The sequence below is a fragment of the Stenotrophomonas sp. P2112 genome, assembly GCF_041897515.1.
Lineage (GTDB): Bacteria > Pseudomonadota > Gammaproteobacteria > Xanthomonadales > Xanthomonadaceae > Stenotrophomonas > Stenotrophomonas sepilia.
Genome location: NZ_CP169216.1, coordinates 2,097,786 through 2,123,270, shown reverse-complemented (window position 1 = coordinate 2,123,270; position 25,485 = coordinate 2,097,786). Strand labels below are relative to the sequence as shown.

Sequence of the window (25,485 nt, the reverse complement as noted above, 5' to 3'; positions counted from 1 at the left end):
TGGGCGCGGGCGCCAGGAAAGGTGGTTGCCAGTGTGCCCGGGGGAAGATGAATGGGCGATCAGGGCGACATTATGCCGCCCTGAACGTCCATCGGCGATTCAGCCGCCCGAGCCGGGCAGCTTGCCGTACAGCACCTGCCCACGGAAGCCGCGCCGCACCTCGCGATACAGCGCGCGGAACGCCGGATAGTCCTGCGGCTGGCACAGCGCCTCGGGGCCACGCACCGCGTTCTGCTGCAAGCGGTGGTGCACGATCACCTCCTGGCCCTCGCGGCTCCAGTCCACCCGGTATTCGCCAGCGGCATTGGTAAAGCGCTGGCTGGCCGGAATGGCGATGATCGGCGCGTTGGCCGGGAACTGCAGGCGATAGGTTTCCTCGCGCAGGCTGGCATTGCAGTAGAACGGCGTCTCGTTGGCCGGCGCCGAGGCGGTGGCGTACAAGCCACGCACCGACTCGCCACCCGGCGGGTCCGGCACGGCCATGCCGCCGGCCACGCTGAAGTCGGCGTAGTCCTCGGCCTGGAAGGCCATGCGGTAGCCGAACGGCCGGGTCAGGTCGACCGGTACGCCCTGGATCTGCAGCTGCCCTCGCCCATCGAAACCTGAGGCGGCCATGATCTGCTCCTCAGCGCGCGCACGGTTCTGCGCGTTGAGCTGGGAGAACTGCGCGCGCATGCCGATCTCGGCGTTCTCGCCCAGCTTCGGAATCGTTTCGCCGCGCAGGTTGCCGTTGGCATCAAACGTAAAACGCACTTCCATCGACGTCGCATTGCGCTCCGGCGTATTGGCCGGGGTACGCGCCAGCGTAGCGTCCCGGGTACGCATCACCGGCGCACCCAGGTCACCTTCCGGCAGCTGCCCGAAGCGTGCCCACGCGGTGGTCGAATCCAGGTAAAGATCAAACTCGGGGATATAGGTGATGGCGTGGTTGAAGCGGCCCAGCACCGGAATCCTCGGCAGCGTCGGGCCGCCCCCCGCACCGATCAGCACCGGCGAGCTGGCGATACCCTTGGCCGCCAGCAGCGCCTCGAGGATCGTCACGTGGTCCTTGCAGTCACCATAGTGATTGTCGAGGATGCTCTGCGCGCTGTTCGGCTCCAGGCCGCCGTTGCCCAGGTACACCGCCACATAGCGGATGTTCTGCGCGACCCAGCGATACAGCGCATCAGCCTGTTCGCGGCGATCGCTGATGCCGGCGGTGATCTCATCAGCGAGCGCCTGCAGCGCCGGGGTCACCTGGGCCGCCGGGCCCGCCTTGAGCTGGTAGGCGCGCCCCATCTGTGACCAGTCACGATACGTGCTGGCCATGATGTTCGGGCCGAACTCCCAGCCCGCCGCCGACCAGTTCTGCGCCGGCATCGCCTCGCGGCGCTGGTAGCGCCAGCGCCATTGCGCCTGGCCATTCTTCACTGTCGGCCGGTCACTGCCCTGCACGCCGCGGCTGTCGACGAACATCGGCAGGTTGGCCGGCGCACTCAGGGTGACCTCGGCGTCCTCGTACTCGGTGAAGACGTTGAAGGTCTCCCACAGGCCGAAATAGCCCGGGAAGTACGGCGTAGCCTGGGTGCGGCGCACCTGGTAGTACAGGCGCGTGCCCGGCGCCAGGTTCGGGAACACGATCACCCGCACCTTGCGGTCGGCATACATCGCCGCCGAAGCGCTGGAGTAGCTCTCCTGCGTGTAGATACGGTCGGCCGGAACGTCGCGGCGCTGGCCGTCGGCAGTGATGGTGTAGGCGCCGAGCACTTCCAGCGTTTCCATCTTCTCGCTGTAGCTCAGCCGCACCTGGCTGAACTGCTCGACGGAGGCCTTGGTCTTGAGCAGGACTTCGTAGGTTTCGGTCTGCACATTGCCCGCATCGGGCCGCACCTGGTAGTCGGCGCGGTAACGGACAATGCTGAAATTATTGCTGGCTTCGGTATCGCCGCTGGTGGATGGCGGCGCCGTGGCGGGCGCGGAGGTGGCGGTTTCTGCCAGTGCCGGGCCGGCAGCCATCAGGGCAGCCAGCGCCAGCGCCAGCGCGCTTGGTACGGGGTGAAGCATGCGTCGGTTCCTTGGACGTCGTGGGGGATACGTCGGGTCTTACTTCGGCGGCGGCGGTGCCAGCACCGTGCGGTCGCCGTTGTGCTCGGGCGGGCTGACCACGCCGGCCGCTTCCATGGCCTCGATCAGTCGCGCTGCACGGTTGTAGCCGATCTTCAGCCGGCGCTGCACGCCGGAAATCGAGGCACGGCGGGTCTCGGTGACCACCCGCAGCGCTTCGTCATACAGCGGGTCGGACTCGTCGCCGGCCGCACTGGTCTCGGGCAGGCCAGTGGCGCCGACGACCACGCCGTCGCCCATCGTCTGCACTTCGTCCAGCACGCCGTCGACATAGTCGGCCGGGCCCATCGCCTTGAGGTGCTCGACCACGCGATGTACTTCGTCGTCGGACACGAACGCACCATGCACGCGCTCGGGCAGCGCGGTGCCCGGCGGCAGGTACAGCATGTCGCCGTGGCCCAGCAGGGTCTCCGCGCCAGACTGGTCGAGAATGGTGCGCGAGTCGATCTTGGAGCTGACCTGGAAGGCGATGCGGGTCGGGATGTTGGCCTTGATCAGGCCGGTGATCACATCCACCGACGGGCGCTGCGTGGCCAGGATCAGGTGGATGCCAGCCGCACGCGCCTTCTGTGCCAGGCGCGCGATCAGCTCTTCCACCTTCTTGCCGACGATCATCATCATGTCGGCGAATTCGTCGATGAAGATGACGATGAACGGCAGCGTTTCCAGCGGACGCGGCGCCTCGCCCAGCTCCGGGTTCGGCTTGAACAGCGGATCCATCAGCGGCTGGCCGGCGTCCTGGGCTTCCTTCACCTTCTTGTTGAAGCCGGCCAGGTTGCGCACGCCCACCGCGCTCATCAGCTTGTAGCGGCGCTCCATCTCGGCCACGCACCAGCGCAGGCCGTTGGCGGCCTCCTTCATGTCGGTGACCACCGGCGCCAGCAGGTGTGGAATGCCCTGGTAGACGCTCAGCTCGAGCATCTTCGGGTCGATCATCAGCATCCGCAGGTCTTTCGGCGAGGCCTTGAACAACAGGCTCAGCACCATCGCGTTGACCGCCACCGACTTGCCCGAACCGGTCGTACCGGCCACCAGCAGGTGCGGCATGCGCGCCAGGTCGGCCACGGTCGGGCGGCCGGCGATGTCCTTGCCCAGCGCCAGGGTCAGCACGCTGGCCGATTTGTCATATTCCTTCGAGCGCAGCAGCTCGGACAGGAAGATCATCTCACGGGTGACGTTGGGAATTTCCAGGCCGATCACCGACTTGCCCGGGATGACGTCGACCACGCGCACCGACTTCACCGACAGGCCGCGCGCGATGTCCTTGTCCAGCGAACTGATCTGGCTGACCTTGATGCCCGGTGCCGGCTCGATCTCGAAGCGGGTGATGACCGGGCCAGGGTTGGCGCCGACCACCTGCGCATCGATGCGGAAGTCCTTCAGCTTGAACTCGATCTGCCGCGACAGCGTTTCCAGCGTTTCTTCGTCGTAGCCCTTCGGCTGCGGCTTGGGATCATCCAGCAGCGCCAGCGGCGGCAGGTCGGAACCATCGCCGTTGACGCCACGGAACATCGGAATCTGGGTATCGCGCTTGGCGCGATCACTCTTCTCGATCACCGGCTCAGGGCGCGGTTCGATCTTTACCGGCTCGCGCTTGGCGCGCACCTCGGCGTCGGCCTTGCGCACTTCCTGGCGCTCCTCGCGCATCACCCGGGTCTGCTTCCACTCGCTGACTTCTTCCTTCTTGCGCTCCAGCAGCGGTGCCAGCGACATTACGCCACGGCCGATCTTCTCCATCACCGTGAACCAGGACAGCCCGGTGGCCAGGGTGATCGAGGCCAGCAGCAATACCAGCACGAACAGGTTCGCCCCCAGCGCACCGAAGCCCACCGTGAGCGAATTGCCCACCAGCTTGCCGAGAATGCCGCCGGCACTGGCGACATCGCCACTGAACAGGCGCACGTGCAGGAAGCCGGTGCCGGCGATCAGGAAACCGACCAGACCGACCAGGCGCAGCGCCGGGTCCAGATCGTTCTCGCCCTTGCTCTCGCGCTTGAGGCCGAACATGGCGATCCACGCCAGTGCGCCGAGCACCACCGGCAACAGGAAAGCGATGTAGCCGAACAGCTGCAGCAGCACGTCGGCAATCCAGGCCCCGGCGCGGCCGCCGAGGTTATGCACCGGCGCGACCACGCTGCCGGTATGCGACCAGCCCGGATCCGTGGCTGAATAGGTGAACAGACTGGCCGCCAGGTACAGCAGGGCCGGCGCGATGGCGATCAGGCCCAGATCGCGCCAGAGGCGCTGGCGGCGTGGATTGTCGGTCGTCGCCGCCGCGGCCGTGCGACGTGACGCCTTGCTGTCGTCCGACTTGGAGCGTTCAGGGACCTGCTTCGCCACCTTAGACCATACCTTTGGAATGCGCTGTTAGTGATTGATAATAAATGAGACGGCGTCAGTTTTCAGTTATGCGACGTCGAGCAAGGCAATCCGAGGCCCGGAACCACCGCTGGATGACGGCGTTCTGTTCATCGGCTTGAATCGCCCTGCCCCAGCCGCCACTCTATGAGCAGCCATGGATGCTGCGCAAACATCGCCAGCGCCTTGTCCCATCTACCTTTTCGCGAGTTTACATGAGCACCAGCCTGCCCTCCCGCCACCAGCGCCTCGTCATCCTCGGTTCCGGCCCGGCCGGTTGGACCGCCGCCGTCTACGCCGCCCGTGCCAACCTGAAGCCGGTCGTCATCACCGGCCTGCAGCAGGGTGGCCAGCTGATGACCACCACCGAGGTGGACAACTGGCCGGGTGACGCCCACGGCCTGATGGGCCCGGACCTGATGGCGCGCATGCAGGCGCACGCCGAGCGCTTCGAGACCGAGGTCATCTTCGACCATATCCACACCGCCGACCTGTCGCAGCGCCCGTTCAAGCTGATCGGCGACAGTCACGAGTACACCTGCGACGCACTGATCATCGCCACTGGCGCCACCGCCAAATACCTGGGCATCCCGACCGAAGAGACCTTCAAGGGCCGCGGCGTCTCCGCCTGCGCCACCTGTGACGGCTTCTTCTACCGCGACCAGGACGTGGTCGTGGTCGGTGGCGGCAACACCGCCGTGGAAGAGGCGCTGTACCTGTCCAACATCGCCCGCAAGGTCTACCTGGTCCACCGCCGCGACACCCTGAAGGCGGAGAAGATCATGCAGGACAAGCTGTTCAGGAAGGTCGCCGAAGGCAAGATCGAGACCGTCTGGCACCACCAGGTGGAGGAAGTGCTGGGCAACGATGCCGGCGTGACCGGCGTTCGCGTGAAGTCCACCCTGGACGGCAGCACCCGCGACATCGACGCACACGGTTTCTTCGTGGCCATCGGCCACCATCCGAACACGACCCTGTTCGACGGCCAGCTGGCGATGAACAACGGCTACCTGGAAATCCGCTCGGGCCTGGGCGGCAACGCCACCCAGACCTCGGTGGAAGGCGTGTTCGCCGCCGGCGACGTAGCCGACCAGCACTACCGCCAGGCGATCACCTCGGCCGGCTTCGGCTGCATGGCCGCACTGGACGCCGAGCGCTACCTGGACGCACAGGGCAAGGCCAGCTGAGTCGAGCCATGCTCAACTCAGGCAAATGGCCGACGCGAAAGCGTCGGCCTTTCTCGTTACATCCCTGCGGCAGCCGTATTCTCAGGCAAGCCATTTCGATCAGGGCCGCCCGCATCGGCAACACAACGAACGGTGTGAGGCACGGGCTGCGACTTGACCCCGTCCGCATCCAACACGTGCGTCTCCCAGCCGAGCGCCCCCACGCTGTTGCGACCGCAGCTGAGTTGCATCCTGCTGGGCTGGTCAGGCGAATCGATGACCACCGTCCGTCCGCTGCAGCTCCACCCTGATGGGCACAGCGTATTGCGGGTGATCAGGCTGATCGGGAATTGCGGATGGCCCGCAAACGCCACGTCCACCTCACGCGAGTCGCCGGATGGAACGTCGACATCTGCGATCGGCTGCCCGGACAGCGGCTCACACGACTTTCCCGTTGCCCACAGGCGATAGCCCTTCTCCACCCCTTTCATCGATGCCGAGCGGAAGACGGGGTCCTGCAGCGCCTTGGCATCATCCGGATTCGTGTGGAACGCCGTCTCTACGATGATCGATGGCATGTGCGCCTCTCGGTTCTCCCCCTTGTTCAGCGCGTGCGGAGCGGGAGCGACGGTGAATGCCGCATACTCAGGTAGCGAGTGAATCAGCTCCTTCATAGAGCACAGGACACTCTGTGCAAGGGCAGCATCCATCGGCCTACCAGGTTGCACGATCACACGAGTACCGCGCGCGGCCCCCGTGGGTTCTCCATTGCTGTGCAGATGAATCGCCACTTCAGCGCCGTGGTGGTTTGCAAGAAGCGGCCGACTGTTGATGTCTTCACGCTCCTCCCGATCCCAAAGCGTACTGCCGGCGTACGTATTCCATATCTTTGTCTCGGCCGGATACTGCTCCGCAATTGCGTAGCGCGCAGCAATGGTCCACCACTCCTCACCACTCGGCGGATGAGTCGTCCCCGTGATCTGAACGCGCGGCCGGACGACAGGCATTTGGCTCCTTTGCTCGATCATTGCCTTCAGGTTCGCGGCGTACGACGGAGTCAACAGCCCCTCGGAGACGCCATTCCATTCATCCCTTGAGGTCACCCACCGGTTGTCCTTGTAGCTGTAGAAATACCCATGCCCGGCTGCGACAAATGCCATCCCGGACCCAGGCGTTCCACGCATCCGCCGCAGCGCCTCCCCCGCTTCCCGCGCCGCATCGTCCGCAGCCTTTATCTCAGGAAAGTAGTATTCGATCTCTTTCCCGTCATACAGAAAAACGACACGACTGAACGGCGCCATCTGCTCGGCCCAATGCAGTAGTCCAAAGCTGATCTCGCTTCGCTGATCCTCGAACGACGGCCCGTAATCGGCAGGAAGGAAGTCCCGATCCAGCGCCACGGTCAGTACACCGTTGGCGATATCTGCTGATACCTCAACCCGGCGACTGCGCGCCTGGCCATCCACAAGACGAACGCGCTCCAGAATGTCGCGCGCCTTCTGGGTCAAGAGGATGTCGAGCCCAGTGTCCTGCTCCACCGCACGAGGAGCGTCAACGGCCTGCGCGGGGCTGATCAACAGTCCGCCGCCAACAAGAGACAGCAGAACAGAGAGGGATCCAAGGCTAAGCTTCTGGTTCATTTTGGCTACTCCATGCAGAGAGTGAATGCACCGCTCCAGCGGCGCAGCTCACTCTGTCCTTTCGCATTCAGGCATTCCGCAACACAGCGCACACGGATGGAGAATTCAAATTTTCCTCACCTCCAACCGAAACAAACCAACCCAGCCCCGCCAACACCATTCGTGATCCACCTGGCCTATCCTTGCCAACCATGCCCTCCCCCCGCTTCCTCGACTCCCTGCAGTCCATTCCCGCCACCGACTGGGACGCCCTGCACGACGGCCAGAATCCGTTCGTCAGCCACGCCTTCCTCTCAGGCCTGGAACAGCACGGCTGCCTGCGCGAGGACTGGGGCTGGCAGCCCCGGCACTGCACGCTGTGGGAGGGCAAGCGCCTGATCGGCGCCATTCCGGGCTACCTGAAGACCAACTCCCACGGCGAATTCGTGTTCGACCATGCCTGGGCCAACGCCTATGCCCGCCATGGCCGCGACTACTACCCGAAGTGGCTGGGCGCGGTGCCGTACTCGCCGGTCACCGGGCCGCGCCTGCTGGCCCGTCACGATTCAGATCGCACCGCGTTGCTTTCGGTGTTGCGTGATGCACTGCCAGCACTGGAGGTGTCATCGGCCCATATCAATTTCCACACCGCAGCGGACGAGGCGCTGTTCGGCGATGACTGGCTGCTGCGCGAGGACGTGCAGTTCCAGTGGCAGAACCCGGGTGACTGGGCGACATTCGACCAGTTCCTCGGCGCGATGAACCACAAGCACCGCAAGAACATCCGCCAGGAACGGGCCAAGGTCACCCGCCAGGGCATCACGTTCCGCGTGGTGCATGGCGACGAGGCCAGCCGCGCCGACCTGCAGGCGATGTATCGCTTCTACCTGCAGACCTTCCTTGAGTACGGCAATGCCCCGGCGCTGACCGAGGCTTTCCTGCGCCATCTGGCCATTTCATTGGGACGTGGGCTGGTGCTGTTCCTGGCCGAGCAGGAAGGCCAGCCAATCGCCGGCGCACTTTGCCTGCGCGGTGGTGACACGCTGTACGGTCGCTACTGGGGTGGCGCCACATTGCCCGGCCTGCATTTCGAAGCCTGCTACTACCAGGGCATCGAATACTGCCTGCGCGAAGGGCTGAGCCGTTTCGAGCCGGGCGCACAGGGCGAGCACAAACTGGCGCGAGGCTTCCTGCCGACGCTGGTACGCAGCCGGCACTGGGTGGCCGACGCGGATTTCGCCGAGGCGCTGCAGGAGTGGTGCCGGCAGGAGCGGCGCGATGTGCGGCGGTACCGGCAGGAGCTGTTGGGGCACAGCCCATTTCGCGCGGACGGGTGACCAGCCAACCAGCGTTGGCATCTACCACGGCATTCGCGCGGGGCCGCGACGACTACAATGCCGGCATGACCCGCCAGCTGCCCTGGCGCCTGGCCGATGCGCCGGACGCTCCCTTCCCTCCTGCCGAGACCGCCCTGCGCCAGCCCGACGGCCTGCTCGCGGTGGGTGGTGACCTGCATCCAGCGCGTCTGCTCAACGCCTACGCAGGCGGCATCTTTCCGTGGTTCAGCGAGGGCGAGCCGATCCTGTGGTGGTCGCCTGATCCGCGCATGGTGTTCCGCACCGACGGCGTGCACCTGTCCAGCCGCTTCCGCCGGCAGCTGCGCAGCAGTACATGGGAGGTCAGCGCGGACACCGCCTTCAGCCAGGTGATGCGCGCCTGTGCGGCGGCACCTCGGCCCGGCCAGGACGGCACCTGGATCAGCCCGGCCATGGTCGAGGCCTACAGCCAGTTGCACGACCTCGGCTTCGCCCATTCCTTCGAAGTCTGGGACCGTCAGTCGCTGGTCGGCGGCATCTACGGGGTGGCCATCGGGTCAATGTTCTTCGGCGAGAGCATGTTCAGTGGCGCCAGCGGTGGTTCCAAGATCGCGCTGGCGGCACTGGCGTCCACGCTTCACGGCTGGGGTTGGGAGCTGATCGACGCCCAGGTGGAAAATCCGCACCTGCTGCGGATGGGCGCCGAACACCTGCCGCGCGCGGAATTCCTGCAGCACGTGCGCCAGGCCGTGCGCCGTGACAGCCGTGAAGGCTCGTGGACACAGGCCGTCGGACGCTTGCCAGCCCGGCATTTGGCCGGCGGTTAACACAAACTTTGCAAGCTGGGCCGGTCACGCGTAAAATACCGCGCCTTAGGCCCAGCGTGGCCGTTTTCTGAACCGCACAGGACTACATGTCGAAAGACGATTCCATCGAGTTCGAGGGCACCGTCAGCGAGACGCTGCCGAACACCACTTTCCGCGTTCGTCTGGAAAATGGGCACGAAATCATCGCCCACATCTCCGGCCGCATGCGCAAGAACTACATCCGCATCCTCACCGGTGACCGGGTCAAGGTTGAAATGACCCCGTACGACCTGACCAAGGGTCGTATCACCTACCGCATGAAGTAAGCGGTCGGCGCGCTGCGCCACTTCGACAAGGCCAGCCCTGGTTGCTGGCCTTTTGTCATGCCTGCAATCCGGCCCTGCCGGAGGTCATCGTGACCGAACTCACCGTGACGTCGGTCAGCCCTGCTTGCGGCAGATTCGCATCTGCATCCGTAGCAGCATCGTGGGACCCGGTCCAGTCCGGACCGCCACCCCCCTGCCCCGCCATGAACATGCTCCCGCTGACCGCTCTGCTCGTCGCCCTTGCCGTGTCCGCCAGCGCAGCGCCCGTGCACGCCGCCGACACTCTTTCCACCTCCAGTGACTGCGTCCAGCTGGGCAGCGACCAGCAACTGGTGCGCGCCGGCGCCTCGCGCAACATCCTGCTGCGCAATGGCCAGGACCACTACGTCGTGCATTTCCAGGACGACTGCTCGGCGGCAGGCTACTCGCGGAAACTGAGCTTCGCCACGGACGGCCAGCAGGGTCTGCTGTGCGCTGCCGGCCGCAGCCAGCTGCTCACCGATTCCAGTCGCTGCATCGTGTCGCAGATCGAGCCAGTCGACGAGGCAACCTTCAAGAAGAAAGCCCGCCAGCGCAGCCGCTGACGGCGCACATGACAAGGGCGGCCGAAGCCGCCCTTGTCATTTCAGGTCCGCCGAAACCGGCCGGGGGTCAGTTCATTCCACCGTGACCGGCAGCAGGCGCTCCGGTTCGGCCTGGGTTTCGACCACCAGCTCGTCGTCGCGCACATCGATGCTCACCTTGCCGCCGTTGACCAGCTTGCCGAACAGCAGCTCGTCGGCCAGCGGACGCTTGATCCTGTCCTGGATCACCCGGGCCATCGGACGCGCACCCATCAGCGGGTCGAAGCCGTGGTGGGCCAGCCAGTCGCGCGCGGTCGGCGTGGCCGACAGGCTGACGTGCTTGTCCTGCAGCAGCATCTCCAGCTCGATCAGGAACTTGTCGACCACGCGCAGGATGTGCTCGAAGCCCAGCGCCTGGAACTGCACCACCGCGTCGAGGCGGTTGCGGAATTCCGGGGTGAAGCTGCGCCGGATGGTCTCCATCGCATCGGTGGCATGGTCCTGCTTGGTGAAGCCGATCGAGCGCCGCGAGGCCTGCGCCGCGCCGGCATTGGTGGTCATCACCAGCACCACGTTCTTGAAGTTGGCCTCTCGACCGTTGGTATCGGTCAGCACGCCGCGATCCATCACCTGCAACAGGATGTTGAAGATGTCCGGGTGCGCCTTCTCGATTTCGTCCAGCAGCAGCACGCAGTGCGGCGTCTTCACGATCTTCTCGGTCAGCAGGCCGCCCTGATCGAAGCCGACGTAGCCCGGAGGGGCACCGATCAGGCGGCTGATCGAATGCGGCTCCATGTATTCGGACATGTCGAAGCGGACCAGCTCGATGCCCAGCTGCAGCGCCAGCTGCTTGGTCACCTCGGTCTTGCCGACACCGGTCGGGCCGGCGAACAGGAAGTTGCCGATCGGCTTTTCCGGATTGCCCAGGCCCGAGCGGGCCAGCTTGATCGCCGAGGACAGCGTCTCGATGGCCGGGTCCTGGCCGAAGATCACCATCTTCAGGTTGCGCTCCAGATGCTGCAGCACATCCTTGTCGGTGGCACTGACCTGCTTGGTCGGGATCCGCGCCATCTTGGCCACGATCGCCTCCACTTCCTCGACGTCGATCAGCTCCTTGCGCTGCCCTTCCGGCAGCAGGCGCTGGCGGGCACCGGCCTCGTCGATCACATCTATGGCCTTGTCCGGCAGCAGGCGGTCGCCGATGTGCTTCACCGACAGGTCCACCGCCGCCTGCAGCGCTTCATCCGAATAGGTCACGCTGTGGTGCAGCTCGTACTTGGACTTCAGGCCCTGCAGGATCTCGTAGGTCTCGCCAACGGTCGGCTCGACGATGTCGATCTTCTGGAAGCGGCGGGCCAGTGCCCGGTCCTTCTCGAAGATGCCGCGGTATTCCTGGAAAGTGGTCGAACCGATGCAGCGCAGCTCGCCGGAGGCCAGGGCCGGCTTGATGAGGTTGGACGCATCCATGGTGCCGCCCGACGCCGAGCCGGCGCCGATGATGGTGTGGATCTCGTCGATGAACAGCACTGCGTTGGGCACCTTCTTCAGCGCGGTCAACACACCCTTCAGGCGCTTCTCGAAGTCGCCACGGTACTTGGTGCCGGCCACCAGCGCGCCCAGGTCGAGCGAATAGATCACCGCGTCGGCAAGCACGTCGGGCACCGAGCCCTCGACGATGCGGCGGGCCAGGCCCTCGGCGATGGCGGTCTTTCCCACGCCGGCCTCGCCCACGTACAGCGGATTGTTCTTGCGGCGACGGCACAGGACCTGGATGGTGCGCTCGATCTCGTCACCACGACCGACCAGGGGATCGATGCGGCCGGACCGGGCCTGTTCGTTGAGGTTGCTGGCGAACTCGGTCAGGGCATCACCCTTCGGCTCACCCTCCCCGCCTTCCATGCGGCCCTCGCCGTCGGAGGAGGAGGACGGCTGCTCGCCTTCCTCGCCCAGCTTGGCGATGCCGTGGGACAGGTAATTGACCACATCCAGCCGGGTCACATCCTGCTGGTTGAGGTAGTAGACGGCGTGGGAGTCCTTCTCGCCGAAGATGGCGACCAGCACGTTGGCGCCGGTGACCTCCTTCTTGCCCGAGGACTGCACGTGGTACACGGCCCGCTGCAGCACGCGCTGGAAGCCCAGGGTCGGCTGTGTATCGCGGCCGTCATCTTCGGCCAGGCGCGACACGGAGGCCTCGATGGCCTGCTCCAGCTCCTGGCGCAGGCGTTCGGCGTCGGCACCACAGGCCTTCAGTACGGCCTGGGCGGACGGGTTGTCGAGCAGTGCCAACAGCAGGTGTTCGACCGTCATGAACTCATGCCGGGCCTCACGGGCGCGCTTGTAGCACTGGCCGATGGTGTGTTCGAGGTCTTTGCTGAACATGGATTACTCCGGCGGCAGATGGGAACAATATGCGGCCTGACTACGCGATTTCCATCACCCTAGCGGATTGCTGCGTTCAGATGGCGTTAGCACTGCAGAACGCTTGATCTTCGTTCACTCCAGAAGACCTCAACCGGCATGAGCGAACCCTACCTGAGCCGCTGGCGATTGCGGCGTGATGGCCCGGCCATCGAAACGGCCCATGCCCGGCTCTGGCCGGTGCTGACCGCTGCCGGCACGCCGGCAATGCTGAAGATCAGCAGCGAAACCGAGGAACAGAACAGCCACCGCCTCCTGCGCTGGTGGGACGGCGACGGCGCTGCCCGCCTGCTGGCCCACGCCGGGCCGGCGATCCTGATCGAGCGTGCCGGCGGCGACTCGCTGCGGCAACGCTCGATCGAGGGCGACGATGAGGCCTGCACCACGATCCTGTGCCAGGTCCTGCAACGGCTGCACCGGCCACGGAGCGCGCCGCCAGCGGAACTGGTCTGCCTGCGTACATGGTTCGCCGATCTGCTGCAGCCAAGGGCTGCGCTGCCGCCACTGCTGGAACAGTGCAGATCACTGGCGGAGGGGTTGCTGCAGGAAGAGCGCGAGGTCCGGCCCCTGCATGGCGACCTGCACCACGACAACGTGCTCGATTTCGGCGCGCGCGGCTGGCTGGCGATCGACCCGAAGCGGTTGCTGGGCGACCGTGCGTTCGACTACACGACGATGTTCAGCAATCCGGATCTCTGTGGCCCGGGCATCCACGTGGCCACGCGGCCGGAGCGGTTTGCTGCCCGGCTGGAACAGGTCAGCGCACTGGCCGGCCTGGAACGCACGCGCCTGCTGCGCTGGATCGCAGCCAGCGCGGGGCTGTCGGCAGTCTGGTTCCGGGATGACGGCGACCCGGCCGACGTGGACGAGGCGGTGGCGCGGATGGCGCTGGAGGCGCTGGCGGAGAGCTGAGACCCGCGCTTGGCAGGTGCCTACCTTGCTGGGGGCGCTCCATCCACGATCGATACAGGCCTCTGCTTTGGTAGGTGCCCACCTTGGTGGGCACACTGGGTCCGGGATCGTTGTGCCCGGACGCGAATCGGCAGCCGGTCAGGCCTTTTCCATCGTGCACAGCAGCGGATGCTGGTTCATCCGCGAGTACTCGTTGACCTGGGCAACCTTGGTCTCGGCTACTTCGCGGGTGAAGACACCGCAGACGCCGCGGCCGCGGGTATGAACGTGCAGCATCACCTGGGTGGCCTTGTCCAGGTCCATGCTGAAGAACTGCTGCAGCACATCCACCACGAAATCCATCGGGGTGTAGTCGTCGTTGAGCAGCATCACCTGGTAGAACGGCGGCGGCGCCACTTCCGGGCGCGCGGGCTCTACGGCAACGCCGTGCTCGTGCTGGGAATCGGGGGAGGACTCATGGGGCATCCATCCATTATAGGGGCTCGGGCAGGCCTGCGTCGGCCCGCCGCAGATTGGACGGCACGCACGCCCACCGTCACAATTGCACCCTCTCCCAACACTGTTTCACAGGATCTTCATGAAAAGGACCCTTCTTCCCGCCCTGCTGATCGCGCTGGCCGCTGCCGGCTCTGCCACTGCCGCAACCAGCGCCGACAAGTCCGTGGCCCGCCATCTGGACAAGCTGGGCTATACCTACGAAGTCGACGAGGATGGCGACTACCGCATGGTGTTCGACGTCGAGGGTGACCGCACCCAGATGGTCTACGTGCGCTCGGCGGTGGAGGATTTCGGCAGCCACAACATCCGTGAGATCTGGTCGCCGGCCTACAACGCCAAGACCAAGCAGTTCCCGGTGGCCGTGGCCAACCGCCTGCTGGAGGATTCGCAGGACGCCAAGATGGGGGGCTGGGTAAAGCAGGACACCACCGCCATGTTCGTGGTCAAGATCGACGCCGATGCCACCCCGGACCAGCTCAGCGACGCCATCGATGCGGCCATCCGCACCGCCGACGCGATGGAGCTGGAGCTGACCAAGAAGGACGAGTTCTGAGTTGAACGCCACGCCGGACCCGCGCTGGGCACCGCACGCCACCGTCGCCACGGTAGTGGTTGACGGCGGCCGCGTGCTGCTGGTCGAAGAGACCATTGAAGGCCGCCAGGTGCTGAACCAGCCGGCCGGCCACCTCGAGCCAGGCGAAAGCCTGGCCGAGGCAGCCCTGCGCGAGACCCGGGAGGAAACCGGCTGGACCGTGCAGCTGACCCATTTCATCGGCTGCTACCAGTGGACTGCCGGCGACGGCACCGCCTTCCTGCGCTTCTGCTACGCAGCACACCCGGTCTCGCACGACCCGGCCCAACCGCTGGACACCGGCATCGACCGCGCGCTGTGGCTGACCCCGGCCGAGCTGCAGGCCGCCGGCGAGCGCCAGCGCAGCCCGCTGGTCTGGCAGGTGGTGGCGGATTACCTGGGTGGCCAGCGCCATCCGCTTTCGCTGGTCCGGGAGGTCGCATGAGCACGCCGCGCGTGATGGTGGGCGTATCGGGTGGTGTCGACTCTTCGGTCGCCGCCTGGCGCCTGGTCCAGCAGGGCGAGGCCGTGGCCGGCCTGTTCATGCAGAACTGGGCCGACGACGGCAGCGGTGACTGCCGTGCCGAGGATGACCGCCGCGATGCGGTCGCCGTATGCGGCCTGCTCGGTATCCCGTTCCACTTCCGGGACTTTTCCAGCGAGTACTGGCAGGGCGTGTTCGAGCACTTCCTGGCCGAATACGCCGCTGGCCGCACGCCGAACCCGGACGTGCTGTGCAACCGTGAAGTGAAGTTCAAGCATTTCCTGGATGCCGCCCGCGAGCTGGGCGCCGAGCGCATCGCCACCGGCCACTATGCGCGGGTGACCCAGCGCGGCCACCAGTGGCTGCTGCTGCGCGGTGCCGACCGCTCCAAGGACCAGAGCTACTTCCTGCACCAGCTGGGCCAGGAGCAGCTGGCGGCCACCCTGTTCCCGATCGGCGACCTGGAGAAGACCGACCTGCGACGGATTGCGCGCGACGTCGGCCTGCCGACCCACGCCAAGAAGGATTCCACCGGCATCTGCTTCATCGGCGAGCGGGATTTCCGCGACTTCCTCGGCCGCTACCTGCCGGCCAGGCCCGGCCAGATCCTTGACCCGGCCGACGGCAGCGTGATCGCCGAACATCCGGGCGTGTTCTATTTCACCCTGGGCCAGCGCGAGGGCCTGAACATCGGCGGCGTACGCGGCCGCCCGGCCGCACCGTGGTACGTGGTCGGCAAGGATGTGGCCAGCAACGTGCTGTACGTCGACCAGGACCGCGACAGCCCATGGATGCTGTCCGATCGCCTGCGATCGGAGCCGGCGCATTGGATCTCGGGCTCGCCACCCGCGCGACGCTTCGAATGCACCGCCCAGACCCGCTACCGCCAGCCCGATGAGCCGTGTACGGTCGACGTGCTGGACGATGGCAGCGTGCTGGTCACCTTCGCGCGCCCGCAGCGTGCCGTTACCCCCGGTCAATCGCTGGTGCTGTATGACGGTGATGTGTGCCTGGGTGGCGCGGTGATCGCCGCCACCGATGCGCCGCTGGAACAGCGCCTGCGCACCACTCCCTCCCCTTTTGAGGTAACCGCTGCATGAGTTTCACTGTCGACGACCGCGTCCTGGCCTTGGCCGGCATTGCCCAGGCCCTGCAGCAGGTACGCCGCATCGCCGATACCGGCCATTCCGACGCCGCCGCCGTGCGCACCGCCGTGGACAGCGTGTTCCGTGTCGATGCGTCCTCGCCGCAGGCGGTGTTCGGTGACCGCCATGCACTGAAGGCCGGGCTGCGCCTGCTGCACAACTATTTCCGCAACCAGGGCCAGGATCCGATCCTGCCGAAACTGGCGCTGTCGGTGCTGCAGCTGGAGCGCCGCTTTGTTCAGGATGGCGCCACCGTGAACAAGGTTGCTTCGGGCATCGAGCGTGCCCAGCGCCAGGCCACCGAACTGGGCGACAGCGGCCACCCGGATGTGCTGGCCAGCCTGGGAAGCCTGTACGCGGACACCATCAGCCACCTCAAGCCGCGGGTGATGGTGCAAGGCAACCCGCACTACCTGGGCCAGGCCGGCGTGGTGGCCGAGATCCGTGCCCTGCTGTTGGCCGCGGTGCGCTCGGCAGTGCTGTGGCGCCAGCTGGGCGGCAGCTACTGGGACTTCCTGTTCGGCCGCAAGGCGATGATCGAGGCCGTGGACCGGCAGCTGGCGTAAGGGTGTGCGGTCAGAGCCCTTTTCCATGAAAAGGGATCCGACCCCGCCGCTGCCTACCCAGGGGTCGGATCCCTTTCCGGCACGGAAAGGGCTCAGACCCCGAAGCCGCCAAGCGCCGGAAAACCGGCGCATTCAGAATGCACTTCCAAGCACATCGACGTTAAAGAGAAAGGGGGTACGGCCGATACATCCTCCGTGCACCTCCCGAGAACGTCCATGTACTCACGCATTTTCATCCGTCTGGCCGCCCCCCTGGCTCTGACCCTGCTGCTCCCCTTCGCCATCGGTTTCGAATGGCCGGCCGCCCTGCGCTGGGCGATCCTGACCACGATGACGCTGAGCTGGCTCGGCTTTGCGTGGTGGACCACCCGCGCCCAGGCGCATCGTTCCCCGGAACATGCCCGTGTCCTGCGTGAGCAGGACCAGCTGCTGACCGAACTGCGCAACTTCGTCGGCAACGAAATCGACGGTTCGCGTGGTGAAGTGGAACGCGCCCGCGACCTGATCCGCCAGGCGGTCTCCAGCCTGGGCGGCAGCTTCGATGCGATGAACCGCAAGTCGCGCCAGCAGAGCCAGGCGCTGTCGCGCATCGTCGACCGCGCCGGCGATGAAGGCAATGCCGGCCTCGACGTTGCCCGTTTCGCCCAGCACGCCAGCCACCGCATGGAACAGCTGGTGGAAGCGCTGGAACAGGTGAGCGGCCAGAGCAGCACCACCGTGCAGCACATCGACCAGATGGCACAGCACCTGGATGGCATCTTCGCGCTGCTGGAAGACGTCAAGTCGATCGCCGACCAGACCAACCTGCTGGCGCTGAACGCCGCCATCGAAGCGGCGCGTGCCGGTGAAGCCGGCCGAGGCTTCGCGGTGGTCGCCGACGAAGTGCGCAACCTGTCCGAGCGCTCGACCACCTTCAACGAGCAGATCCGCAAGCTGGCACACAGCTCCAAGGACGCCATCGCCAAGGTGCGCGAGACGGTCTCGCACATGGCCTCGCGTGACATGGACCGTTCCCGCGAAGCGCGCCAGGAAGCGGCGGCAATGCTCGACAACGTCGCGCAGATCAATGCCTCGCTGGGCGACGGCATGCGCGAAGTGTCCGAGTGCGCCCGCGCGATCGATGGCAGCGTGGCTGAAGCCGTGCGCGCCCTGCAGTTCGAAGACATCGCCACCCAGGCGCTGGGCGGCGTGCACACCCACCTGGACCGCCTGACCGCGATCAACCGCGAAGCGGTGGCCCTGCAGGAGCTGCTGCACCGCAATGGCGGCGTGTTCGACGAGGAGATCGCCAGCGCCCTGCAGCGCACCGGCAACCGCCTGCGCGAACTGCGCAGCGAATGGGAACGCCCGCCGCACAAGCCGGTTGCCCAGCAGAGCATGGGTGCCGGCACGGTAGAGCTGTTCTGATCCTGATGTCCGCTGCCATCGCCGGCAGCCCGCAAGGCCCCGGTTCGTCCGGGGCCTTTGCCTGTAACCCGCCGCTGGATGCATCCTGTACGCGCACCATGACCCTGATCCGCGCCCTGCCCGCCCTCACCGACACCGAGCGCCCGCGCAACGCGAGCGTGCGTGAGCAGCTGCAAAAGCTGGAAGAGGTCGCCCGCGAGGAAATCTGCGAGCTGCAGCAGCTGGCGGACGCGCGCCCGGCGCCATCGCCGGCGGACGACGAGCTGTTGGGGCTGGCGTGGGACCTGGGGTTGGATGGCGAAGCCCTGAAGTAGATCCACGCCCTGCGTGGGTGGGGCATCCCGCATGGCATGATTGCCCGGTCCCGTCCATGGAAGACCTATGGCCATCACCCTGATCGCACTCGTGCTGTTGGAGACCGTCCTCCTGATGGCCTGGGTGGCCGGCTATTTCAGCTGCGGCATCACCCTGTTCAACGAACGCATCGCGGCGCCGCCGGCCATGCAGGCCCGGCTCTCGCTGGGCAGCCTGGAGCGTGACCTGCCGCAGGACAAGTGGCTGCGGCTGGCCTTCCATGCGCTGCCCGATGGCAGCATGGCGTTCCGCGAGAGCTTCGCGCCGAGCTTCGGCCTGCGCTACTTCCCGGTGATGCGTGGACGCATCGTGCTCAACGCACGGCGGCACGAGGTGCGGGTGATCGGCCTGTGCAGCTGGTTCGTGGCGATGCTGTCGCTGCTGCTGTTGCCACTGGTGGCGATGCGCCCGATGGTGGCGCCGATGCTGCTGGTACTGCCACTGTTCCTGGCCAGCTATCTGGTGCAGAAGCGGCGCTATGCGGCCATTGTCGAGGCGCTGCGCATGCAGTTGAAGGCGGAGTTTCCAAGGTAGATCCACGCCGTGCGTGGATGATGCCCCGCGATGCCAGCATTTCCGACTGTTTGCATGGACCGTGAACCATGCGCCCTTCATCGTGAAGGGGCCGATTGCGGTTCAGATCAAGCCAGCCCGATGACCAGCGCCCTTCTCTGCCTCTCAGTTGCTTTGCAGCTTCCGGCACCCCCTTGTCCCATTGACCGTGGGTCCCGATTCCCTTGGGGCGCTTCAGCAGGCGCTGAAGACGTTTGGAGCGTTCCAGCAGCCCTACTCCGCTCCGATCGATGCGTACGATCCTGAAGCGGGTGTGATCGATGCAGCAGTTGAAGTGTCCGCGGGGTGCGTGCAAGACGGCCCGCCAGTCATCATCCTTGACGATGATGCCGAACAGGCGCCGCGACGTTATCTGATCCTTGAAGCCCCGTGGCATGAGCTTCCAACGGGCGCCTTGTTGCTTGTCTCCGGAAGCAAGGCAAGCGCCATTCCGGGCGAGGAATCGAACCTGGAGCTTGCACGGGCCGAGAGCATGCTGACATTTCTCAACCTGCTGCCGGAAGGTCCGGAGGACCGGGACCACCCGGAGAACGTCTCGGCAGTCGTGGATACCGATACTTCCGCCCTCTTCACGACGAGCCTTCTGGATCAACTGCAAACCAGTACTCCAGGCTCGCCTGTTGCTGACACCATGCTGACGCTCTGGAAAGGCAGGTTCCCGGACGCATTGTTGGCACTGTGGCAGCGCGACGGTCTTGCGCGCTATCACGATGATCGACTGGCTTTGGTGAACCCTGCGGGGTACGAATCGGTGCTCGCCGCCCTTCTGGCGGGCAGTCCTCTATGGGGCAAAGATGATTTCCATGTCTATGCGATCTCGCCATTCGGCCAGATGCTGATCTGTGGCGAGCGAACCGGAGTCGAACTCACGCTTGAACCCCACGAAGGTTACCTATGCGCGCCTGCAACACTGACTCTTCCAGCAAGCAACATCGACCGCGACAGACGCCTGCACGACTTCCTGCTTGCATTGGATGCTGCCGAACTGGATGTTCTGGCCGAGGACGGGGAGCCAATGTTCTGGCGAGCCCGTGAGATGTTGGGGCCGCTGGGCGACGGAGAGATTTACAGCTCGAAGGAGCCGGTGTCAGAGCACGGCTGGCGGGCTAGGCAGCCTGGTAAAACGCAAGGCGCTGGATGTGCTCGCAGAGCTTGCGCAGCGTCGCTGACGGCGGACACATCAACGGGCGAACCAGCGTGCACGCCGACCAAGGTCGGCAACTACCAGATGCTGGCTCTTTGAGTAGATCCACGCCATGCGGCAACCGTGCCGACCAACGGTCGGCACCCACCAAAGTATGGCTGTCAGCGCACCAGCACCGCTTCGCTGCTGGCGTCGGTGCGCATCGGTAACGGACGCTGCTGGCGCAGCCACTGCGCCAGGTCGCGCGGGCTGAGCGGGCGCGAGTACAGGTAGCCCTGGATCTCGTCGCAGCCCTGGCGGCGCAGCATGTCTTCCTCCTGGTGCGTCTCCACGCCCTCGGCCACCACCTTCATGCCCAGCGCGTGGCCCAGGTGCACGATGGCCTGGGTCACTTCGGCCGTGCCCGAATCGTGCAGCATGCCCTGCACGAAACTACGGTCGATCTTCAGGCGACCCACCGGGAAGCGGTTGAGGTAGTTGAGGTTGGAGAAGCCGGTACCGAAGTCGTCCACCGCCAGCGGCACGCCGTGTCGTTCGAGCACGTCGAAGCAGTGGCGCAGGATGTCGGTGTCACGGATCAGCGCCGATTCGGTCAGCTCCAGCTCCAGCCGCTGCGGCGGCCAGCCGTGGGCATGGCAGATCTCGATCACACGTTCGGCGAAGCCACGGTCGCGCAGCTGCACCGCCGATACGTTGACCGCGATGCGGTCGAAGTGCAGTCCAGCCCGGTCCCAGGCGGTTGCCTGACGGCAGGCTTCGTTCAGTACCCAGTCGCCGATGCGTACGATCTCGCCGCATTTCTCGGCGATGGGAATGAACTCGGCCGGGCTGCAATAGCCGATGCCGGGGCGATGCCAGCGCAGCAGTGCTTCAATTGCCGGCGGCTCGCCCTGGTGGGCATGCAGCAGCGGCTGATAGGCCAGGCTGAACTCCTCGCGCTCGATCGCACCGTGCAGCGCGTGCTCAAGCTCCAGCCTGCGCTGGATGCGGGCCAGTGCGTCCTGGCTGTAATACTGGTAGGTGTTGCGTCCGGCTTCCTTGGCCGCGTACATCGCGGCGTCGGCAGCGCGCAGCAGTGAATCGAAATCGGTCTGCGCATCGCCCAGCATCGCGATGCCGACACTGGCACCGACCTTCAGCGTGGTCTCGCCACGGCGCAGCGGCTCGGCCAGCGAGGCGATCAGCTTGCGGGCGACATGTCCCGCATCCTCGGGCTCAGCCAGGTCGCGCAGTACGACGATGAACTCGTCGCCGCTGAAACGGCCAAACAGATCATTGTTGCGCAGGTTCTGGTGCAGGCGGGTCGCGGCAGCCTTCAGCAGCGCATCACCCGTGGCGTGGCCGAAGCTGTCGTTGATGGTCTTGAAGCCGTCCAGGTCGATGAACAGCATCGCCAATGAGGTGCCGCGATCACGCGCCTCCTCGATGGCCTCGGCGGTCTGTTCGCCGAGCAGCACGCGATTGGGCAGGCCGGTCAGCAGGTCGTAGTGGGCCAGCAGTTCAATGCGCTCGTTGGCCTCGCGCTCGCGGGTGATATCACGGAACAGCACCACGAAGCGCGGCGGCAGTCCGTCACGACGATCCAGTTCGATCAGCACCTGCACCCAGACACGCAGGCCGGACTGGCGGTAGAAGCACAGGTCCAGCTGCTCGGGCAGGCCGCCGTTGGCGATACGGGCGAGCGCCGCCTCGAACGCGTTGCGCGAGTCCTCCGTGTACAGCGCCAGCGCCTGGTCGAGGGTGATCGGTTCCTTGCGCAGGCCATGGATGCGGTAGCACTCCTCGGTCCATTGCATGCTGCGGGTCTGCACTTCGATCTCGCAGCCGCCGATGCGGCCCAGCGCGGAAACCCGGTTCAGCAGTTCGGTGCGCCAGCGAATCAACGCGTCGGTCTGGTGCTGTTCGGTGATGTTCTGCACCTGGCCGAGCAGGCGCTTGGGCTGCCCGTCCATGTCCAGCAGCGGCTGCATCCACAGCCGCAGGTGCTGTGATGGCTCATGGCCACGGGTCAGCTCCAGCTCGAGATTGGCGGCACGACCATCGCGCCACAGGCGCCGCCATGCCGCACGCAACGCGCCACGCGAGCGCGGATGCAGCTGCTTCAGCCAGCGCCGCTGGCCGGGCACGGCGCCGTGCTCCAGCGCCAGCAGCGAGCGCAGTTCCGGCGACCACCAGAAGTGCCCGCTGTTGGGGTCGAACGACCAGCTGCCCATGCTGGCGATGCGCTGGGCCTCGCTCAGGTGCAGCTGCTGTTCCTGCAGCAGCGATTCGAGCTGCTTCTGCTGCTCGATATCGGTATGCGTGCCGACCATGCGCAGCGGCTGGCCATCGGCGGTGCGCGCGACCACGCGGCCGCGATCCAGCACCCAACGCCACTGGCCATCGGCCTGGCGGAAGCGGAACTGTGCGCTGTACTGCTCGCTGCGCCCGCGCAGGTGCTCGTCGAGCGCGGCACGCACCTGGTCGATGTCCTCGCTGTGCACGCGCGACAGCAGTTCGGTGGCCGTCTCGTCGCCCAGCGCCGGCGTGCGCGCCACCCGGTCACTGGGGATGTCCCAGTCCCACAGGCTATGGCCGGCGCTGTCCAGTGCCAGTTCCCAGCGCCCACCCCCATCGACCGGCACCGGCTCGGGAATGCTCAGGGTGAACGCCAGCAGGTTGCCGGCACCGTCATGCACGGCGCGCAGGTAGCCGTCGTAGTGGCCGCGCGGGCCGCCTGGCAGCGTGCAGGGCACGATGCCGCCATCGGCGGCCATCAGGCGCAGATCTTCCAGCATTGGCGCATAGGCAGCCACGGTGGCCGGCAGGCCATGCTCGCGCGCGGCCGGATTGGCCGCCAGCGGGCGCCCGGTACGGTCGACGATGACCAGCGCCGACGCAAGCGGGTGCTGCAGCAGGCTGGCGATGATCCCTTGGTCCACGCGATCTTGCTCCGGATGACTCGCCCGTCAGCGGGGCACGCAGTGGTTAACGGCGCCTGCGGCGGATAATTGAGTGGTGACGGCACGCTGCGGGGTAAGATGACCGGCGCCCCTTTCACCCACCCCGTCCATGCCCGCAGAACCGACCGGCAACGCCCCAGTTCCCGACCCGCGGATGGCGCAGGCACTGAGCCGTGACCGGCGGCGGGTGGTGTTGAGCTACCTGGTGATGGCGCTGGCCTGGATGATCTCCACCGACAGCGTGGTGCAGGCGCTGGTGCCCGATCCGCAGCAGGCGGCCCTGTGGCAGGGCCTGAAGGGCTCGTTCTTCGCCCTGGCCAGCGCGGGCCTGCTGTACCTGCTGCTGCGCCCGCTGGCCGAGCACGTGCTGCATACCCACGCCCGCCAGCAGGCCTCGGAGCTGCGCCTGCGGCAGATGTTCGAGGGCAACCCCGGCCCGATCCTCGTCTATGACCTGGACACATTGGCGATCCTCGACGCCAACCCAGCCGCCTGCACCGCTTTCGGCTGGGAGCGCGATGAGCTGCTGGAACAGACCATCGACGCCTTGTGGCCACCCGGCCAGGGCCAGGCGCTGCAGGCCAAGCTGGAGGCGATCCGCGAGGCGCCCGACGAGCTGTGCATCCTGCGCGCGCAGCTGCAGCTGCGCGATGGCGCGCTGCGGCAGATGGAACTGCGCTCCAACGCGATCAGTTACGACGGTCACAATGCGCGCCTGCTGATCGCCATCGATCGCACTGCCGAGGACCTGGCCCAGCTGCGTCGCGACCAGGCGCTGGCACGGGTGGAAGAAGCCCACGAACTGGCCCGCATCGGCGCCTGGGAGCTGGACCCGTCCACCGGGCTGGGCCGCTATTCCAACCAGGTCTATCGCCTGCTCGGCCGCCGCCCGCCCGAAGCCCGCCGCTGGCACCGCTTCGACGAACTGCTGGTGCCGGCCGACCCGGCCACCGCCACCCAGACCGAGCAGCTGCTGGCCGAGCTATGCTCCGGCGAGCCGGTACAGGTGGACGTGCTGCTGCCGCTGCTGTCGATGGACGGGCGCGCGCTGATGGTGCACCTGCGCGCCGCCAGCGGTCTCGATGAGGCTGGCCGCAACCGCGTGCTGGGCACCCTGCAGGACGTGACCGAACGCGAGCAGTCGCGGCGACTGCTGCGCGAGCGCGAGGAGCAGTTCCGCGAGCTGGTGCGGGTACTGCCCGACGGCGTGGTGATCCTCTCCGACGAACATGTGTTGTACGCCAACGCCTGGGCCGCCGGCCTGTTCGGCTACGGCAGCCATACCCTGCTGGGCGAGCCCTTGTCGGCGCTGGTCGCTGCCGCAGACCTGCCGCGGGTGCGCAGCCAGCTGCGTGCCGGCCAGCCGCACCTGGGACCGGGCCACAGCAGCGTGGTGGCCATGCGGCGCGGCGACGGCCGCAGCTTCCATGCCGGCCTGGCGGTGGGCGACGTGCGCTACGGTGGCCGCGACTGCAAGCTGCTGATCGTGCGCGACCTCAGTGATTCCGAGCGCATCCGCAGCGCGCTGGAAACCAGCAACCGCGAACTGCAGGCGATGGCCGGGCGGCTGTTCTCGCTGCAGGAGGACGAGCGTCGTGCGATTTCGCGCGACCTGCACGATGACATCGGCCAGGCCATTACCGCGATCAAGCTGTCGGCGCACGCCGCGCTGGAAGAGGACGATCCGCAGCGGCGTGGGCAGGATCTGGCGCAGATCGTCAGCCTGGCCGACACCACCGTGGCCAAACTGCGCGACATCTCCACCCTGCTGCGCCCCCCGCAGCTGGATGCACTGGGCCTGGAGGCAGCGCTCAGCTGGCAGGCGCGGGTTCTGTTCCGCTCCTCGCCGGTGGAGCTGCTGGCCGAGATCGAGCCGTTGCCGCATCGCCCCGACAACAGCATCGAACAGGCCTGCTTCCGCATCGCACAGGAAAGCCTGACCAATGCGCTGCGCCATGCGCGCGCCAGCCAGGTCCTGCTGCAGCTGCGCGATGTCGGCCAGCGCGGCCTGCACCTGCAGATCCGCGATGACGGCGAAGGCTTCGATCCGGACGGCCCGCGCGGCCTGGGCCTCATCGTGATGCGCGAGCGCGCACAGAGCGTCGGTGGCCACGTGCGGATTGAATCCGCGCATGGCGAAGGCACCCTGGTCGATGTCCACCTCCCCTACCAGGCGGCCAGCAGGGCTGCCGTCGATTCACCGGAATACTGAAC

General features: G+C 66.3%; 21 protein-coding genes. 15 read left to right on the top strand and 6 right to left on the bottom strand.

The genetic code is table 11. From position 1 onward, the window contains the following. Nucleotides 1-99: 99 nt before the first annotated feature. Both ACEPA4_RS09840 and ACEPA4_RS09835 read right to left on the bottom strand, forming a co-directional pair. A complete protein-coding gene (locus tag ACEPA4_RS09840) occupies nucleotides 100-2,043 on the bottom strand; it encodes a DUF3857 domain-containing protein (protein WP_235645917.1) in 1,944 nt (647 codons plus the stop codon). Between the two features lie 39 nt (nucleotides 2,044-2,082). Beyond that, nucleotides 2,083-4,443: a DNA translocase FtsK gene (locus ACEPA4_RS09835; RefSeq protein WP_005416487.1), complete on the bottom strand. Its 2,361-nt coding sequence runs from the start codon at nucleotides 4,441-4,443 to the stop codon at nucleotides 2,083-2,085. Between the two features lie 233 nt (nucleotides 4,444-4,676). Here ACEPA4_RS09835 and trxB point away from each other — a divergent pair, with 233 nt between their 5' ends. Continuing rightward, entirely contained in the window at nucleotides 4,677-5,648 is a 972-nt protein-coding gene (gene trxB, locus ACEPA4_RS09830; RefSeq protein WP_005416486.1) for a thioredoxin-disulfide reductase, read from the top strand. A gap of 56 nt (nucleotides 5,649-5,704) precedes the next feature. Here the strand turns inward: trxB and ACEPA4_RS09825 are convergent, their stop codons facing one another. Continuing rightward, entirely contained in the window at nucleotides 5,705-7,267 is a 1,563-nt protein-coding gene (locus ACEPA4_RS09825; protein ID WP_188238616.1) for an N-acetylmuramoyl-L-alanine amidase, read from the bottom strand. A gap of 191 nt (nucleotides 7,268-7,458) precedes the next feature. Between ACEPA4_RS09825 and ACEPA4_RS09820 the strand changes: the two genes are divergently transcribed. From ACEPA4_RS09820 to ACEPA4_RS09805, 4 genes are all read left to right on the top strand, one after another. Further along, nucleotides 7,459-8,583, top strand: a complete 1,125-nt coding sequence (locus tag ACEPA4_RS09820; protein ID WP_171956035.1) for a GNAT family N-acetyltransferase — start codon at nucleotides 7,459-7,461, stop codon at nucleotides 8,581-8,583. A gap of 65 nt (nucleotides 8,584-8,648) precedes the next feature. After that, nucleotides 8,649-9,389, top strand: a complete 741-nt coding sequence (gene aat / locus ACEPA4_RS09815; protein WP_049460792.1) for a leucyl/phenylalanyl-tRNA--protein transferase — start codon at nucleotides 8,649-8,651, stop codon at nucleotides 9,387-9,389. Between the two features lie 86 nt (nucleotides 9,390-9,475). Next, a complete protein-coding gene (infA, locus tag ACEPA4_RS09810) occupies nucleotides 9,476-9,694 on the top strand; it encodes a translation initiation factor IF-1 (protein ID WP_005409596.1) in 219 nt (72 codons plus the stop codon). A 203-nt stretch (nucleotides 9,695-9,897) separates the two neighbouring features. After that, on the top strand, nucleotides 9,898-10,278 hold the full coding sequence (locus ACEPA4_RS09805; RefSeq protein ID WP_065178565.1) for a hypothetical protein: 381 nt from the start codon (nucleotides 9,898-9,900) through the stop codon (nucleotides 10,276-10,278). A 72-nt stretch (nucleotides 10,279-10,350) separates the two neighbouring features. Here ACEPA4_RS09805 and clpA read toward each other — a convergent pair whose 3' ends face one another. After that, nucleotides 10,351-12,636 (bottom strand): ATP-dependent Clp protease ATP-binding subunit ClpA, encoded by a 2,286-nt coding sequence (clpA, locus tag ACEPA4_RS09800; protein ID WP_061478688.1) that lies wholly within the window; start codon nucleotides 12,634-12,636, stop codon nucleotides 10,351-10,353. Between the two features lie 138 nt (nucleotides 12,637-12,774). Between clpA and ACEPA4_RS09795 the strand changes: the two genes are divergently transcribed. Next, on the top strand, nucleotides 12,775-13,587 hold the full coding sequence (locus ACEPA4_RS09795; protein ID WP_065184884.1) for an APH(6) family putative aminoglycoside O-phosphotransferase: 813 nt from the start codon (nucleotides 12,775-12,777) through the stop codon (nucleotides 13,585-13,587). 138 nt (nucleotides 13,588-13,725) lie between these two features. On the opposite strand, the gene clpS is transcribed toward ACEPA4_RS09795, so the two are convergent. Next, a complete protein-coding gene (gene clpS / locus ACEPA4_RS09790; protein WP_005416477.1) occupies nucleotides 13,726-14,052 on the bottom strand; it encodes an ATP-dependent Clp protease adapter ClpS in 327 nt (108 codons plus the stop codon). 112 nt (nucleotides 14,053-14,164) lie between these two features. On the opposite strand from clpS, the gene ACEPA4_RS09785 reads away from it, so the two are divergent. From ACEPA4_RS09785 to ACEPA4_RS09750, 8 genes are all read left to right on the top strand, one after another. Continuing rightward, complete coding sequence (locus tag ACEPA4_RS09785; RefSeq protein WP_005416476.1) at nucleotides 14,165-14,638, top strand: hypothetical protein; 474 nt, start codon at nucleotides 14,165-14,167, stop codon at nucleotides 14,636-14,638. A 1-nt stretch (nucleotide 14,639) separates the two neighbouring features. Further along, complete coding sequence (locus ACEPA4_RS09780) at nucleotides 14,640-15,101, top strand: NUDIX hydrolase (RefSeq protein WP_049460786.1); 462 nt, start codon at nucleotides 14,640-14,642, stop codon at nucleotides 15,099-15,101. After that, nucleotides 15,098-16,240: a tRNA 2-thiouridine(34) synthase MnmA gene (gene mnmA, locus ACEPA4_RS09775; RefSeq protein WP_164093159.1), complete on the top strand. Its 1,143-nt coding sequence runs from the start codon at nucleotides 15,098-15,100 to the stop codon at nucleotides 16,238-16,240. The genes ACEPA4_RS09780 and mnmA overlap by 4 nt, the downstream gene beginning before the upstream one ends. Then, nucleotides 16,237-16,851, top strand: coding sequence for a high frequency lysogenization protein HflD (hflD, locus tag ACEPA4_RS09770; protein ID WP_005416473.1), 615 nt, complete (start codon nucleotides 16,237-16,239; stop codon nucleotides 16,849-16,851). The genes mnmA and hflD overlap by 4 nt, the downstream gene beginning before the upstream one ends. A gap of 216 nt (nucleotides 16,852-17,067) precedes the next feature. Next, on the top strand, nucleotides 17,068-18,258 hold the full coding sequence (locus ACEPA4_RS09765) for a methyl-accepting chemotaxis protein (protein WP_014647075.1): 1,191 nt from the start codon (nucleotides 17,068-17,070) through the stop codon (nucleotides 18,256-18,258). A gap of 98 nt (nucleotides 18,259-18,356) precedes the next feature. Further along, on the top strand, nucleotides 18,357-18,572 hold the full coding sequence (locus ACEPA4_RS09760; protein ID WP_049461083.1) for a hypothetical protein: 216 nt from the start codon (nucleotides 18,357-18,359) through the stop codon (nucleotides 18,570-18,572). Between the two features lie 67 nt (nucleotides 18,573-18,639). Next, on the top strand, nucleotides 18,640-19,146 hold the full coding sequence (locus tag ACEPA4_RS09755; protein WP_171956034.1) for a hypothetical protein: 507 nt from the start codon (nucleotides 18,640-18,642) through the stop codon (nucleotides 19,144-19,146). Nucleotides 19,147-19,333: 187 nt separating this feature from the next. Next, nucleotides 19,334-20,428 carry a GAD-like domain-containing protein gene (locus tag ACEPA4_RS09750; protein WP_171956033.1) on the top strand — a complete coding sequence of 365 codons (1,095 nt, stop codon included), beginning with the start codon at nucleotides 19,334-19,336 and terminating at the stop codon, nucleotides 20,426-20,428. 62 nt (nucleotides 20,429-20,490) lie between these two features. Here the strand turns inward: ACEPA4_RS09750 and ACEPA4_RS09745 are convergent, their stop codons facing one another. Next, complete coding sequence (locus ACEPA4_RS09745; RefSeq protein ID WP_262090563.1) at nucleotides 20,491-23,250, bottom strand: EAL domain-containing protein; 2,760 nt, start codon at nucleotides 23,248-23,250, stop codon at nucleotides 20,491-20,493. 130 nt (nucleotides 23,251-23,380) lie between these two features. Here ACEPA4_RS09745 and ACEPA4_RS09740 point away from each other — a divergent pair, with 130 nt between their 5' ends. Then, on the top strand, nucleotides 23,381-25,483 hold the full coding sequence (locus ACEPA4_RS09740; RefSeq protein WP_262090562.1) for a PAS domain S-box protein: 2,103 nt from the start codon (nucleotides 23,381-23,383) through the stop codon (nucleotides 25,481-25,483). Nucleotides 25,484-25,485 lie beyond the last annotated feature (2 nt).

Excerpts from the sequence above, each read along its gene's own strand:
- ACEPA4_RS09840 (WP_235645917.1), bottom strand. The coding sequence starts at position 2,043 with ATGCTTCACCCCGTACCAAGCGCGCTGGCGCTGGCGCTGGCTGCCCTG.
- trxB (WP_005416486.1), top strand. The coding sequence starts at position 4,677 with ATGAGCACCAGCCTGCCCTCCCGCCACCAGCGCCTCGTCATCCTCGGT.
- ACEPA4_RS09825 (WP_188238616.1), bottom strand. The coding sequence starts at position 7,267 with ATGAACCAGAAGCTTAGCCTTGGATCCCTCTCTGTTCTGCTGTCTCTT.
- ACEPA4_RS09820 (WP_171956035.1), top strand. The coding sequence starts at position 7,459 with ATGCCCTCCCCCCGCTTCCTCGACTCCCTGCAGTCCATTCCCGCCACC.
- aat (WP_049460792.1), top strand. The coding sequence starts at position 8,649 with ATGACCCGCCAGCTGCCCTGGCGCCTGGCCGATGCGCCGGACGCTCCC.
- infA (WP_005409596.1), top strand. The coding sequence starts at position 9,476 with ATGTCGAAAGACGATTCCATCGAGTTCGAGGGCACCGTCAGCGAGACG.
- ACEPA4_RS09805 (WP_065178565.1), top strand. The coding sequence starts at position 9,898 with ATGAACATGCTCCCGCTGACCGCTCTGCTCGTCGCCCTTGCCGTGTCC.
- clpA (WP_061478688.1), bottom strand. The coding sequence starts at position 12,636 with ATGTTCAGCAAAGACCTCGAACACACCATCGGCCAGTGCTACAAGCGC.
- ACEPA4_RS09795 (WP_065184884.1), top strand. The coding sequence starts at position 12,775 with ATGAGCGAACCCTACCTGAGCCGCTGGCGATTGCGGCGTGATGGCCCG.
- clpS (WP_005416477.1), bottom strand. The coding sequence starts at position 14,052 with ATGCCCCATGAGTCCTCCCCCGATTCCCAGCACGAGCACGGCGTTGCC.
- ACEPA4_RS09785 (WP_005416476.1), top strand. The coding sequence starts at position 14,165 with ATGAAAAGGACCCTTCTTCCCGCCCTGCTGATCGCGCTGGCCGCTGCC.
- mnmA (WP_164093159.1), top strand. The coding sequence starts at position 15,098 with ATGAGCACGCCGCGCGTGATGGTGGGCGTATCGGGTGGTGTCGACTCT.
- hflD (WP_005416473.1), top strand. The coding sequence starts at position 16,237 with ATGAGTTTCACTGTCGACGACCGCGTCCTGGCCTTGGCCGGCATTGCC.
- ACEPA4_RS09765 (WP_014647075.1), top strand. The coding sequence starts at position 17,068 with ATGTACTCACGCATTTTCATCCGTCTGGCCGCCCCCCTGGCTCTGACC.
- ACEPA4_RS09760 (WP_049461083.1), top strand. The coding sequence starts at position 18,357 with ATGACCCTGATCCGCGCCCTGCCCGCCCTCACCGACACCGAGCGCCCG.
- ACEPA4_RS09755 (WP_171956034.1), top strand. The coding sequence starts at position 18,640 with ATGGCCATCACCCTGATCGCACTCGTGCTGTTGGAGACCGTCCTCCTG.
- ACEPA4_RS09740 (WP_262090562.1), top strand. The coding sequence starts at position 23,381 with ATGCCCGCAGAACCGACCGGCAACGCCCCAGTTCCCGACCCGCGGATG.